We start from the raw sequence: 14,379 nt of genomic DNA, 5'->3' as shown, positions 1-14,379 counted from the left end.
CTCCATTGACAGCCATTAGTTAACCCCTTTGTTATTTGCTTTATTGCCAACAAGTTGAAGAAAGTAATCTGCAAGACCAATGCGAAACTGGCGAGTCGAGTTTGCAGCGTTCTTGTAAACTCGTCCTTTGGCATCCAGCTCCATTACCTGACAATTTCTCCAATGCGAAGCGCTCTTGCGATAATCAAGCTCTCCTAATGTTTTTCCAGCCTCCGCCAACATTTCAACTGAGGCTCCGTCTTTAACCAACTGATGTATGACCAGTCCAAGCGCCAGCCAAACCTGCGGAGATAAATGATATCCAGAACGATTGTGAACGAATCTATGCTCCAATGGCGCTAGCCAAGCCCTTAGCATCACAGAGATGTAATCCAAATAACCATCAGAAAGAACTGAAGCAACACTTGCTCCGTCAGCCAGCTTGACGTCCTTTGACATTTTGCTATATGCCTGAGTACCTACTCCCGCAACGGCTCCAACAACCATCTTAAACAGAATATACTGTGTAGTTATATACGGTTCTGAGACTTTTACATGCTTCGACTCAACGGAAACCCCTCCGTAAGAATCGAGGTTTGTCTCTCGTCGAAGTTGTTCAATGAAAGGCTTTAGTGGAAAAACATCTTCAGGAAGCACATTTTGACCTTCCTTGATATGCGGCAGGTGAAGAGCTGCATCATAAAGGCTGCTTTTTTTAAACAAATCAACTACGTGCTCAGGGCTTAATCCTCGCTCATCATCAAAGACTATCCTGACTTCTATCTCTTCCATTGATAAACGCTGTCGCAACTCACTTTTGCGATTTGCTTCTTTGATACTTAGCCTTGAACTGAATAGCAAAGTCTTAAGTCCCAACATTTTGCAAACAGCAACCAATGTCAGCACACTCCCGACAATATACGTATCTGAAGCATCATAGGTTAACAACGGGAGCTGTCGCGTGGCACTACTCAGGTCGGGTTGACCAACAACGGCAAACGTAAGCGACAGTGGCGCTCCAGCAACATTACTGATCACCGTTTTTTCAATATCGGCTTGAATAGCACTTACCCTTTCTATGTTTTTTGAGTTCACCGCAGAATCAAACGCCCACTTCAATTCGGGTATCAGATTATCCACAGAAAAGTAGCCAACTAGTTCATTTATAGGTAGTGAAACAACCAAGGTTTTATGCGTGCGATCCTTAGCCGAAAACAGCATGCCGCTTAAAGTTCGTTCTGAAGTTTTCAATATTTATTTCCAGCATTTTCTCAAATGCAGTCTAAACTAAAAAAATGAATTGACCCGACACGCGTTTCGGGTCAATCACGCGCACCAACAAACATTCGACGCATGTATCGAATCGCAAGCGGAAATACAGAGGGGTGACTACGCATGTCAAGCAGAGAAATCAACAATCAGAACGAGATAACAAACGAAGCGCTAGAAAACTCAATCGTTGATAGCCTAGTTGGTCACTTTGATGAGGCGGAAAGCACTAGCTATCTAGCAAGCTCAAAAAAGATGCTGGAAGCCTCCACAGAAACTCTTTCATCACAGCAGCTTTATGAAATTTTCAAAGAAAAATCAAAGTATTATGCTGGAGTGAAAGCTGTAAAGACCAGCCTGAAACATATTGACCTTTATATTAGTCCAAAACTAGCAAGAGATATGCTTCAATTCTCTCGACGTGGTGCGGTTAACAAAAAGAACAAAAACCGTAGGCTGAGCCGAACAAAAGTGAACAAGTACGCTGAAGCAATGAAGAAAGGTCAATGGTGCCTTACAGGCGAACCGATCATCATCTCTGATGACGGCGAGATCCTAAATGGGCATCACCGTCTTGAGGCCGCGTGCGAGGCTGGAGTCGGATTTATTGCTCCAATAACGTACGGAGTTACCGACGATTTGTCATTTGCTCATATCGATGTTGGAAATATACGTTCAAGAGCACAAGTCTTAGAGATGTCGGGGGTAAAGGTCAGCGCACAAGTCCTTTCTCGCGTAGCGATGCTTGCAAAGGCATTTGATATGACGAAAAACCCATTTGCTTTTCGTGGCACTCAAGGCACCTCTTTCCAACCAGCAGAGATCTTGGCTTACGTAGAAGAGCACAACGAACTGGCACTTTCAGTGGATTTTGTTGCAAAGGTCGTAAAAAGACACAAACTAGAAAGCCAAGCTTCCGAGGCCATTTATGCTTTTTCCCATTATCTGATTAAACAGAAACTAATTGATTGCAAATTTAACGAATTGCCTACTTCCCCAGAAACCTATTTAACGCGAGTCATCTCCTCGTTAGGGCTGGAATCTGAGGATGATGTCGAGTATCAAGTGCGAAATCATCTACAATCATTGATACATGAATCATCGTCTTACTCTCTGCTTTGCAAACTGTCAGCTATTTTCAAAGGCTGGAATATTCACCTCGGTATCCCTGTCGCAGGGAACAAAGTTGCTGTACGCCGAGTCGCTCGTTACAAAAAAGATGCTGAAGGCAACAATATCCCAACGCCTGCGGCTGGGAATATCAACGAGCCATTTACAGTTCCATGCATTCCAAAAGGCCCGATACCAAAACGGCTTCTTAAGCAGAGTAACGCTCAAGTTATAAAGGCATAGATAATAATGGTAAGGCGCATAGCCTTGCCATTCCTTATTACGCATACCACCCATCTGCCAGCACTTCAGCTTGCTCAAGCACTAATTTAATCGCTTCTTCTGCTGCATCCGGCGGGTACTTCCAACGGCGCAGTAATCGGCGTACAAGATTACGCATTCGAGCACGAACGCTTTCACGTTTCTGCCAATCAACAGTCGCAGATTTTCGGAGCTGATGAGTTAACTCAATGGCAAGGTTACGCAGGCTATCGTCACCAAGTTCACGCACTGAAGATTCGTTCTCAACCAAAGCTCGATAGAATGCTATTTCATCCACCGAAAGGTTCAGTTTATCGAGAAGTTCGGCATCTTCTTGCATCTCCTTCGCCCATTGAATTAGCTCTTCAATAACCTGTGCCGTCTCAATGCTACGGTTATGGTATTTCTGAAGGGTCGACAGGATACGTTCTGAATACTTCTTCTCCTGAACCACATCGTTTTTCATACGAGCTTTCACCTCATCACGCAGAAGCTTTTCTAAAAGCTCAACGGCAAGGTTCTTCTCTTTCATGTTACGAACGTCTTCCAAGAATTCTTCCGATAATAAGCCGATATTTGGCTTATCCAAGCCAACCATATTGAAGATATCATCAACACCATTAGCAATTACGGCATTATCAAGGATTTGCTTCAGAGCTGTATTACGCTCTTCATCAGTACGTTTTTTATCTACTGTGGAATGCTTAATAAACGCTATTTTAATTGCAGAGTAGAACGCTATTTCGTTCTTATAGCCTTGTGTTTCATCCATGGTGTTACAAAGTGAATAGGCTTTAGTTAATGCTGCCATCACATCAAGAAAACGTCGTTTACCGTCACGTTGCTCTTTACCGTTACTTTGCGGAGTAACTAAACCCGATAAGTGGTTTACGGCTCCGGGAAGTAAACGCAGTGCTTCTGTTTCGAACTCTGGTCGATAGTTGAAAATCTCACCATCCACAGGTGTAGCAAACATGCTACGAATGATGTCAACCTTCTCCATTAACACAGCAAAAGCTTCAGCGGTATCAACTGTTGGCTGGCCTTTACCTTGACTATTGGTATAAGTTTTCAGCGCATTCTTAAGCTCGTTGGCAATACCGATATAATCAACAACCAGACCGCCCGGTTTATCTTTGAATACACGGTTAACGCGAGCAATGGCCTGCATCAGGTTATGGCCTTTCATTGGCTTGTCGACATACATGGTATGACAGCATGGCGCATCAAACCCTGTCAGCCACATGTCACGAACGATGACTAGTTGCAGTTCGTCTTCGGTATCTTTATAGCGTTTCTCGAATAGCTTCTTGGTTTTCTTATCATGGATATGTGGCTGCATCTTCTCTTTGTCAGAAGCTGAGCCAGTCATCACAATTTTGATCGCACCTTTATCGGTATCAGGGTGATGCCACTCCGGTTTAATTACAACGATTGCATTGTACAAGTCAACACAGATCTCTCGGCTCATTGCCACCACCATGGCCTTTCCCGGAAACGTACTTGTGCGGGTAGTAAAGTGATCAACGAGATCTTTAGCAACTTGCTCGATACGAGGCTCTGCGCCAACGAGCTTCTCTAAGGTTGCCCACTGAGATTTGACCTTTTCACGATCGGCAGTTTCTTCATCTTCACCAATCTCTTCTTCAACTTTATCATTGAGTGACTCAATCTCATCTTGGTTGATATCGAGTTTGGCAAGGCGTGATTCATAATAAATAGGAACGGTTGCACCATCGTTGACAGCATCTTGAATGTCATAGATAGATACGTATTCACCAAAGACACCACGAGTATCTTTGTCATCCATAGCGATAGGCGTACCTGTAAAGCCGATAAACGAGGCGTTAGGTAAAGCGTCACGCATATACTTAGAGTAGCCGAAAACGAACTTGTGACCCGTTACCGCGCCATTCTTGTTCTTTACCTCGACCATCTTCGACTTATTGCCGTATTGGCTACGGTGAGCTTCATCGGATACGACGACGATATTGCTTCGTTCCGATAATCTTGGGTGTTCAGTTTCTTCGTCTAACAAAGCGAATTTTTGAATCGTCGTAAAGATGATACCGCCGGATTGACGATTTAATAGCAGTTCACGTAAGGCATCGCGATCATCCGCTTGTTGTGGGATCTGCTTTAAGGTCTCTTGCGCCATGCCGAAGGTATTATAGAGCTGACCGTCCAAATCATTTCGGTCTGTTACCACCACAATAGTAGGGTTATTCATTGAGGCTTGCTGCAAGAGCTTACTTGCGTAACAAACCATAGATATACTTTTACCACTACCTTGGGTATGCCAAACTACCCCTGCTTTGCCGCTACCTTGCTTGATCTTATCAAGTGCCGGGATCGTCGTTTCTAGAAAATTACCTGATGTATTTGATGCGCGAACGGTAGCTTCTACCGCAGCTCGCACTGCATGGAACTGATGGTAGCCTGCAATTTTCTTTATGATCTTGTCGCTATCAGTTTCAAACAACACGAAATAGCGAATGTAATCAAGCAATAGCTCTTGCTTGAAAAAGCCACGAACCATGGTTTCAAGCTGAAACTCCAATAAGGGTTTATCATTTTCTGTCGATACGGTTTTCCAAGGAAGAAATCGTTCTTTGCTTGCCGTTAATGAACCAACACGTGCCGTCCAACCATCACTGACGATAAGTGCTTCATTAAAGACAAACAGGTCGGATATTTCATCTTTATAGGTTTGAAGCTGGTTGTAGGCATTCCAGATGTCTGCGTGTTCATCGGCAGGGTTTTTAAGTTCAATGACTGAAATAGGCAAGCCATTGATGAATACCACTACATCTGGGCGACGATTACCTTTGTTGCCCGTGATGGTGAATTGATTCACTACCAAAAATTCGTTGTTATCAGGCGTGGTGAAATCCATTAACTGCGCATGGGTATGCTTCGTTTTTGACTCCCCATCTTCTACCATGGTGTATTCAACAGGGACACCTTCAATCACGAACTTATGGAAGGCTCGGTTGTTTTTGATAAGTATCGGGGTGTCAGGTGAACACACCGTATTGACTACGTCGACTAACGCATCATATGGCAGTTCTGGGTTAATAATTTTCAGTTGACTGAGCAAGCGCTGCTTTAACACGACCTGATGATAGTCTTCACGCTCTGGCGAATCACCATCTGGTGCAATATCATAACCATCCTTATAGAGGTAACCTTGCTCGGTAAACCAACCAAGGCATTGTTGTTCTAATTGGTCTTCCGTAATCATACCTCTTCCTCATTTTCAAACTTTGCCTTTTTAAGCTCACTATTTACTCGCAGCAATGGTTGTTTGAATGCTTGCTCTAAGTTTGTCATATGCTTGACTAACCATTGAATCATCTCGAACCAGTTATCTTTGTTATAACCTTCAAACTCTTTTTTATACTGAATACGAGACGCCTTCTTTGTATCCAAACGCAACCATTGAAGCTCCTCGCCAAAGGCATTCTCAATGTTATCTTTCTGTGTATATAACGAGTCAAATATAAACTTATTCTCCGAACTACCAGTTCGTGTCATCTCTACTTGAACTCGAACCTCTCTCACCCCAAAAATTAGTGTGTACGGGCAAGAGCGAACCCCGGAGCCTGCACTTAACCAATGATCTTTACTCGGGTTTATATTATTAAACAGGTCACACTGACTACTTTTCATTGCCTCAAGAGCTTTTTCCCAAAAAGCAGTACGTATTTTGTGCCTATTTTTTAGTTCAACTTCAGTATTCTTTTCATCCGCTTCTTTGGCATTCATACCTATCATCAACTCTTTCGCTTCTGGAGTCGGGATGATTTGCTCAATATTGAGAAATAAATCGGCTCCCATTGCGTAAGGGGTGACTTTAAAACACTGAACTTGAATACCATGATTCAGTAACCATAGAGCTGTACTGGTTACTTCCTTGCGAAAGTTGGCAGCAACTAACATCAAACGCTGATTAGTGCCTGAGTTCAGGACTATTTCTTCCAAATCTGGCACTTCTAAGAAGTCGCACAACAAACTCTTAGCATCACCGCCATCGCAATATCGTCCCAAATACGTTTGGTAAATATCGATAATCTGTGATTTGGTCAAATTAGAGCAATAGGACGCATATTTTAACGCTTGCCACATGACGTCGCGCCCAGTGTCATCAAGCTTATTTTCGATAACGACTAGGTTACCGTCTTTATCTAACGCTAATAGATCCAGACGTTCACGCGTATTATCAAAGCCATCAAATTCTTTTTGAATGATCAGTAACTCTTCACCAAGAGCATCCGGTTGATTCGCCAACCACTCTTGCAGATGATCACGTTCACGAAAGCCAAGATCACAAAATCGCTTAGTCTCAATACGAGAAATACGGTTAGATTCGGTATCAATTTTGAACACGTCCTAATGCCCTCTTTTTTTTATTGTTGTGTTTCTGCTAACACGATTTCGTCAGAAAGTAATTTACAATTCATCTGTATTCACCAAAGTTAATTGAATAGCTTTCCAACTATGACGAGACTTAGTTTTATCCCATGACATAACTCGCTGGACTGAAACATGTGATTCTGTTGCAATGTCACCGATAACAAACGGTGGTACAAAAGTATCTTCCACAAAACCAAAACCTTTGGGGGCTATTCTTAGAGTGCCTTCAATAAATGAAACATCTGGAACCTCAGATTTTGCACAAGGAGCTGACCCTATAACAGTTTGTTCACCGTCATTAGAGGAAACTGATAACTCAACATAATCTCCGACACTCGGCTTATCATTACTCTTATGTATACCCATACGAACAGACAGAGACATGGACTTATTTACAAATGCGTGGAACCCCTTACCCGATTTATGGATATTTTCAACAATCGCAATCATCTTCTGGGTAGGACCATGTAAATAATCCAAAGCATCACGGGATATAGATTTTAAATAAGAATCTAATAGACTCTCATCAACTCCTCCGTCATACCAATGCTGCTGTGATAATTGCTCAAGCTCTTGCTTGATTTTCCATCCATTTACCTGATAAACAGCTAATGCTTTCTTCAGACACATTGATGCTTCAGCTTGTTGTTGCTTGCTGAGCAGTAAAGGAATAATTCCCTGCAACAGCCTTAGGCTGAAAGTAATCTCATGGGCAGAGCTAATGCCCTTAGCAAAAAATTTGATAGCCAATTCTTTGTCTTGTTTTTGGTAAGTTGCAGCCAACGCCCCCCAAGCCCAAGATTCCGACTGCTTTTTTCGAAGGATTGGGAGAATCAATGAACGAGCTTGATCATATTGCCCAGCAACAACTAGGCATTTTGCATGATCGTAGTCTAACCAGATAAGATGTTTAGTATCAGAAACTTGCTGTCGTGTTGTGTTAACAAGTTCCATCACTTGATTAAAATCCAGTTGCCAATTTTCACGTGCTCGTAGCCATGCGCTAGCCACCTGTCGAACCGTCGACAACATTAAGCTTGGTACTTCACCTTTCTCTGCTTGGAAAGGTTGTTTATCTTCATTATCAAATAAAGCAACTTGATGCCGCAAGACACAGTGGATCAACGTTGGGAACCACTCTAAGTTCTTCTTAAACTGTACCAACAACATCTTATATTCCAACTTTCCCGTTGGAATATCTAGATTCATCACTGTCTGCAACAAGCGTTCAATTTGCTCAAACTCGAAATCGCTCGGCCGATAGTTATTAGATGAAGCCGCTCTCTTCGCTATTCTTTCTTGTTGCTGTTTGAGATATTCATAGCACACCCAAAACAAGGCCCCCTTAAGATAAGCATCTTGTGGTGATTGCTCTAGAGCAGCAAAGCCAACATTCCATGCCTCTTGAAGATTCCCTGATTTACGCAAATTAGTTACAGTACGGAAAGGTTGTTCAGTCATCATTATTGAAGTCCTCTTTAAATTGATTTAAAACGACTTCACTGTCTACTTGTTCAACCTTAATACTTGATACAAGTCCTTTCCCATCGATATTTAGATCCAGCTTAATATAAGTGTTATTCTTAGTAGCAGTTACAAACGCTTTATATTCTGACTTCTCTTCAATGCAGATAGCTTTCCAACCTAACTTATCCAGATAATTAACAAGCTCATCTGTGCCTGCTTCCACTAATTCATGTTTATAGCTCGGTGGCGTCATGATAACAGAAGATATTTCGTGACTATCTGTCGTTGTTGAATTTACTTTTACAGATTGAACTGTAACTTCGCTTTTCTTGTTGTAACTAAACTGTATTGAGGCAGAAGAGCCGTCAGTGCTAGCTAGGTCATATACCTGTTGATATGGGCGCCCTTGAATTACATCTTTGATGTACCATGCACTGCCATTAACAAGCCGACTCATTGTCAGGTATATTTTTGAATACAACTCGTTAGAAATATCAAATCCAGCCGGAATATCACTTTGTAGCAAGTTATCACAATCCACAAATAAGCGTTGCTTAACTGTAATTGGACTCATTTTTTTAGGTATTAAATTCCAACTTGCGGTCGAAATAGGGTTCAGTGTTGGATACTTTAATAAGCCTATTTGAGCCGTTGAGCAGCAAGTCGCGGTATACAACCAACGAAAATAGCTATCTGTCGAATAGTTTGCATTATCATGGCAACAAGAAGCATCAGCATATACCTGCCTCCACCCCACATAACCTTGTGCGCGGTGAACTGTTAGTGCATAAGCAAATCTTAAACGAGCTGCATTAAAATACGAGCTACTAATAATCAAATGATCCAGTTGGGATTGGTACTCTTTTTTCTTCGACTGGTACTCAGCTTCAGATAAACTTTTTTTTGCCAAGTCCAACATTTGCTTCTGATTTTTAAGTTTTTCTGTCGCTTCTTCACGTGCCCAAATGTTTAGAGCAATAAGTTGGTCAGGCGTTAGTTCTGGCGTCTCAGCAGACAAATATTCAGGTATATATCGAACATTAACGGCACCCACGCCCTCAAAGTTGATAGTTGCTTTAGCAAAATGAAGTACCGTACCCGCTTTTCGACCTTTTAGCAGAATCGTTTTGGGCTCAATATATGAATCAACAGCCACTACCTGACCAAATGAGCCAGCATTAACCCATGTGACGTCTTCAAAATTATCGTTTGTTTCAGAAGTCCGATTTTGTATGTCGACGATATCACCGATAACCAGTTTTGACATATCTTTAGCATGAAGATACTTCCTACGAATACCTCGATTAACCTTATAAGCATCAAGATTTTTGGCACATAAGAAGACTGAACGCTTAGGCCACTCAACTAAAGAACGACCAATTTCATCTGTACTTTGACCTGCGATTATTTTTGAAACTTGTAGCCCATTTACTTCAGGAAGGCGAGAGAATGTCTTATTAGATAATGCAGAGATCAGCGGAAGTTGAAACTCAGAAAGCTCACCTAAACTCACTTGTTCATTGAGCAGACTTGTAGAAAACTCAATTTTCTTTTCCTTGAAAACCTCTCCAGATAATAAACTTCTTTGAATCCGCCCTCGCGTCAGTTGATAAGGGTCACCAACTAGCAACATCTTTGGAATTTGTTCCCCATTCGCGGTCAGTCTGCCAAGCATATCTTGCAAGAGATACCCTGTTCCGTAGCGAGTGGTTTCAGTTTCAAACTTATCATCACCCAGCAGGTGTGCGTCAACAAATACTAAAACTTCTCTAGATACATCAGGTAAGATCAAAGATACATCGTAACAAGCCTTATCTTTCTCTAATTTGCTCGGGCGGCTGGTGTATAGCCACGAATAGATCGACTGAACATCAGAAAATCCCAACGCCTTATATTTATTAGCAATGCGAGCATTCGGGCTTAAAAAAATTGGGCTTTTTCCATTAGCGAGTAGTAATGCGCAGATCTGCTTTAGTACGGTTTTCTTACCACTGTTTTCAGAGCCAGCGATTGATAATACCGAATTTTCATCTTCAACTAACCATGCTTGAGCACTGTCGAAAGCATGCTTTTGGCTAGCAGTTAAACTAACTTGAGGCTCTAAGTTTTTAGCTTCATTTTGCGTGTTAATAGTATTAATAACGTGCCCGATGCCATCTGGGTTAAAAAGCGGCACATCAACTTGAGAAATAAATCTGGCAATATCAGACTGAGGTAACTCAATAGCATTACTTACTATGGCATCAATCGTTCTCACCACATGGTTCATGTCCGTAACATGGAACCAACGGCTAACCGATTTAGGTAACTGAGTTTCATCAAAAAGAATATCTTGATGAAACAGACATAGCCCTGCAATGTGCCCTAATTCTGGCCGAGACTGAAACTCAACATGATCTTGTAGGTAGTTAAGTAAATTGAACTTATTGCTGCGAATTTGTTGGTATGGATTTGTGTTATTTCCACCTTTCACCAATACTCCGTCAGCCGACCAACGACCATTTTCAGAAAATGTAACCTCACCGCTGTAATCTTTAAAATCAATAACGATAATGGCATTACGCTTAATGACTAAAGCATCGACCTCTCGTCCATCGATAAAAAAGTTACCCAATAAGTGAAGAGGTTCATCTCGCTCTTCCCATTGCCCTTGCAACAAATCATGCAATGCATTGAATGCTTTGTTTTCATGAGTATGCTCAAAGGGAGCAGAACGGTACGCATAGAAACTCATTCTTCTACCTCTAATGCCTCTGAGCAACCTAACTCGATTTCGCCGGAAAGCAATTTAGGAAGCAGGGTGTCACGCAGTGTCGCAAGCTCAATATTTTGGCGCACATTGGCTTCAATCTTTTGAAGAAGAGGGGCTACCAATGTGTCAAATTTGTTAGCAAGCTCTGCACCACTGAATGCCATAGAATAAGTGTCGAATGTCTTTGTGGTAATTGTGTCAAATACCGCACCATGAGTGTTTTGTTGAAGAGTGCTAACGGCTTGTTTTAAATTAAAGTAGTTGTAGAAATCACCAACTGCGTTACCTCTAATACCATAGCAAGATTGGTTCATGCACATATCAGTGCCAACAAGCGCTAACTTGCCAACTGTACCGCGAGCAGTAATGATTGTTGTTCCTTTCGGTAAAAGCTTAGTAGATGATTTATTCAGCCCAATCTCAGTGATTTTTTCATCTGTATCAACAACAAAGACATCACTACCTGATGGAACGTCCTTCACGGAGAACCATGGTATGTCACCATTCCAATATGTATCTTCAGAACGCTTCGGAGTACCTCCGCCAGTAAGCTTTATTAAGGAAGACAAAGTACTCACTTCCCATCCTTCAGGAATCAAACCCAACTCAGACTCAACTAGCTTTTCAGGGAAAAGCGAGGCAGTCGCTACATCCATTCCTTCTGGATGCTCACCACGCATTTTTTCTTTAACAGGATCAAAGTCGACAAACCATGACTTAAAGATGGCTTGTGCCATTTCTTCGAGGGTTTGGTTGGTTTGGGTGTTGAGATTAACCCGTTTTTCAATGTCACGAATGGTTTTAGTTATCTGCTCTCTTTCTACAAGAGGTGGTATTGGAATTGGAAGCTCTTTGACATCTTTTAAATTAAGAGTCTTTTGCACAGTCGTATTCAAACGTGCGTCTATTAAGTGCTTTGCAGGCTTACTCAGCAAAACATACCGCAACCACTCGCACAATTCAGGTTCTCTTAATCTTACAACAGCTAATGCACGCGCAGCATTCCAGCCTTTCATATCATCCGTAACTAAGACACAATCACCCGGATTACCAACTAAAGTAATCAGCAGTTCTGTTCCATTCAACCGGGTACGTTTGTACTCTTCATCAACTTCAGGACTGATACAAAAGTCTGGTTTTCCTAATAATTCTCCACTTTTTACATCAGATACTTTTATTAGCGGTACACCGCCAAGTGTATCTTTGCCGGGATACATTACACCTACCGAAACGGATTTTGGCGTTTCTAGTAGTTTTTCGATAGTAGTAAAGCTCCAGTGTTCAGGTACTTTGCCGCCTGCATGTTCCCAAGAGGTTCGAATACTACAACTCATAACCTAACCCCGCCAGATTCTTCTTAATCTCTGCTTCTAAGGTTGCCGATTCAGCAAACTGTTCACTTAGCTTGTTGGTTAGCGTTGCCATCTTCTCGGCGAAAGGCACACCATCATCTTCTTCTTCAGCGGCACCAACATAACGTCCCGGAGTTAACACAAAATCATGCTTGGTGATTTCTTCTAGCGTTGCTGATTTACAGAAGCCAGCTTGGTCTTCATAGGCGGCACCATGAACTTCTTCACCTGTTTTCCAAGCATGGAATAGGTCGGCAACTTTCTTGATGTCATCAAAACTGAAATCACGCAATACGCGGTCTTTCATATAGCCAAGGTTACGTGCATCAATAAACAGCACTTCCCCCTTGCGTCCACGAAGTTTACGTCCAGCCTTATCTACACGAGGGTTCTTGTTCTTGCCTAAGAACCAAATACAAGCTGGGATCTGTGTGTTTGTAAAAAGCTGGCCCGGAAGCGCCACCATACATTCAATCAAGTCATTCTCGATTAACGCCTGACGAATGGTGCCTTCGTTATTGGTGGTTGAACTCATAGAGCCGTTAGCTAATAACAGCGCCTGAGAGCCTTCAGGAGCTAAGTGATGAAGCATGTGCTGCATCCACGCAAAGTTTGCGTTACCCGCTGGCGGTTGACCGTATTTAAAACGAGGATCGTTATCATCAACACCTGTATTCCACTCTTTCATGTTGAATGGCGGGTTTGCCATGATGAAGTCGGCACGAAGGTCCGGATGCTGAACATTGGTGTAGGTGCTCGCAGGCTCTTTACCGAAATCGTAATCCAAACCACGGATCGCCATGTTCATCGCTGCTAGCTGCCACGTAGTGTGGTTGTATTCCTGACCGTAGATGGAAATCTTCTGCTTCTGCGTAAGTGCATCAACCTTCTTCTCGTTTGCATGACGCTCGATGAATTTCTCTGACTGAACAAAGAAACCACCAGACCCCATGGCAGGGTCATACACACGGCCTTCAAATGGTTCAATCATCTCTACGATAAGCGTTACGATTGATGCTGGCGTATAGAACTGACCACCTTTCTTACCTTCAGCAAGCGCGAATTGACCAAGCATGTATTCATATACGTGACCAAGGATGTCTTTACTGTTTAATGAAGCATGGTCGAACGGAATGGTGGCAATCAGGTTGATTAGCTCGTTTAACTTAGCTTGGTCAATCTTTAACGATGAGTATGACTTGTTCAGAACACCTTTCAGTTTCGGGTTATCACGCTCAATGCCCTCAAGAGCGTTATCAATCAAGTGACCTACTGAGGTAATTTTCTTAGCCTTACCGTCGACGTCTAATTCAGCACCGCCGATGACTAATGGGCCATTGTCTTGTAAAAACTGCCAGCGTGACTCAATCGGTAGCCAGAACACGTTTTTCTCTGTGTAGAAGTCACGTTGCTCAAGCTCAATTTTAATTTCTTCTAGAAGATCTTCTTCGCTGAAATCAGCCGGATCTAGGTAGTATTCGTGTTCTGGGTTAGCAAGGTCTGCTTTGATTTCGTCTTGGCGTAATTTGAATGCATCTGAAACGTATTTAACGAAGATAAGGCCAAGCACGGCGTGTTTATATTGTGACGCATCGAGAGTTGAACGCAGTTTGTCTGCGGCATTCCAAAGCTTGCCTTCAAGCTCTTTCAAAAACTGTTGTTCTGTTTGATTCATTGGAGGTTTTCTTGATCGAAAATATTTCGTCAATCATACCATTCGATGCTGCGTTGTCGTTGATTTATGCCTTACTTAATAGTGATTTTTATGAAGTG

General features: G+C 42.3%; 8 protein-coding genes. 1 reads left to right on the top strand and 7 read right to left on the bottom strand.

All coding sequences use genetic code 11. The annotated features are described in order from the left end of the window. Positions 1-15: 15 nt before the first annotated feature. A complete protein-coding gene (locus tag L4D76_RS13700) occupies positions 16-1,230 on the bottom strand; it encodes a hypothetical protein (RefSeq protein WP_428441451.1) in 1,215 nt (404 codons plus the stop codon). Between the two features lie 144 nt (positions 1,231-1,374). Here L4D76_RS13700 and L4D76_RS13695 point away from each other — a divergent pair, with 144 nt between their 5' ends. Then, entirely contained in the window at positions 1,375-2,601 is a 1,227-nt protein-coding gene (locus tag L4D76_RS13695; RefSeq protein ID WP_428441450.1) for a ParB N-terminal domain-containing protein, read from the top strand. A 37-nt stretch (positions 2,602-2,638) separates the two neighbouring features. Here the strand turns inward: L4D76_RS13695 and L4D76_RS13690 are convergent, their stop codons facing one another. The 6 genes from L4D76_RS13690 to L4D76_RS13665 form a co-directional block, all read right to left on the bottom strand. Continuing rightward, the gene (locus tag L4D76_RS13690) at positions 2,639-5,863 is read right to left on the bottom strand and encodes a type I restriction endonuclease subunit R (RefSeq protein WP_428441449.1); all 3,225 of its coding nucleotides are present in this window, start codon (positions 5,861-5,863) and stop codon (positions 2,639-2,641) included. After that, entirely contained in the window at positions 5,860-7,008 is a 1,149-nt protein-coding gene (locus L4D76_RS13685; protein ID WP_428441448.1) for a DUF4268 domain-containing protein, read from the bottom strand. The genes L4D76_RS13690 and L4D76_RS13685 overlap by 4 nt, the downstream gene beginning before the upstream one ends. A 63-nt stretch (positions 7,009-7,071) precedes the next feature. Then, positions 7,072-8,499 (bottom strand): DUF7017 domain-containing protein, encoded by a 1,428-nt coding sequence (locus tag L4D76_RS13680; protein WP_428441447.1) that lies wholly within the window; start codon positions 8,497-8,499, stop codon positions 7,072-7,074. Then, entirely contained in the window at positions 8,489-11,236 is a 2,748-nt protein-coding gene (locus tag L4D76_RS13675; RefSeq protein ID WP_428441446.1) for an NERD domain-containing protein, read from the bottom strand. Before L4D76_RS13675 ends, L4D76_RS13680 begins: the two co-directional genes overlap by 11 nt. After that, a complete protein-coding gene (locus L4D76_RS13670; protein ID WP_428441445.1) occupies positions 11,233-12,588 on the bottom strand; it encodes a restriction endonuclease subunit S in 1,356 nt (451 codons plus the stop codon). The genes L4D76_RS13675 and L4D76_RS13670 overlap by 4 nt, the downstream gene beginning before the upstream one ends. Continuing rightward, positions 12,578-14,281: a type I restriction-modification system subunit M gene (locus tag L4D76_RS13665; protein ID WP_428441444.1), complete on the bottom strand. Its 1,704-nt coding sequence runs from the start codon at positions 14,279-14,281 to the stop codon at positions 12,578-12,580. Before L4D76_RS13665 ends, L4D76_RS13670 begins: the two co-directional genes overlap by 11 nt. Between the last annotated feature and the right edge of the window lie 98 nt (positions 14,282-14,379).

This window comes from Photobacterium sagamiensis (assembly GCF_050337085.1).
GTDB lineage: Bacteria > Pseudomonadota > Gammaproteobacteria > Enterobacterales > Vibrionaceae > Photobacterium > Photobacterium sagamiensis.
This window is presented reverse-complemented; position numbering and strand designations above follow the sequence as displayed.

Excerpts from the sequence above, each read along its gene's own strand:
- L4D76_RS13670 (WP_428441445.1), bottom strand. The coding sequence starts at position 12,588 with ATGAGTTGTAGTATTCGAACCTCTTGGGAACATGCAGGCGGCAAAGTA.
- L4D76_RS13665 (WP_428441444.1), bottom strand. The coding sequence starts at position 14,281 with ATGAATCAAACAGAACAACAGTTTTTGAAAGAGCTTGAAGGCAAGCTT.
- L4D76_RS13695 (WP_428441450.1), top strand. The coding sequence starts at position 1,375 with ATGTCAAGCAGAGAAATCAACAATCAGAACGAGATAACAAACGAAGCG.
- L4D76_RS13680 (WP_428441447.1), bottom strand. The coding sequence starts at position 8,499 with ATGATGACTGAACAACCTTTCCGTACTGTAACTAATTTGCGTAAATCA.
- L4D76_RS13675 (WP_428441446.1), bottom strand. The coding sequence starts at position 11,236 with ATGAGTTTCTATGCGTACCGTTCTGCTCCCTTTGAGCATACTCATGAA.
- L4D76_RS13690 (WP_428441449.1), bottom strand. The coding sequence starts at position 5,863 with ATGATTACGGAAGACCAATTAGAACAACAATGCCTTGGTTGGTTTACC.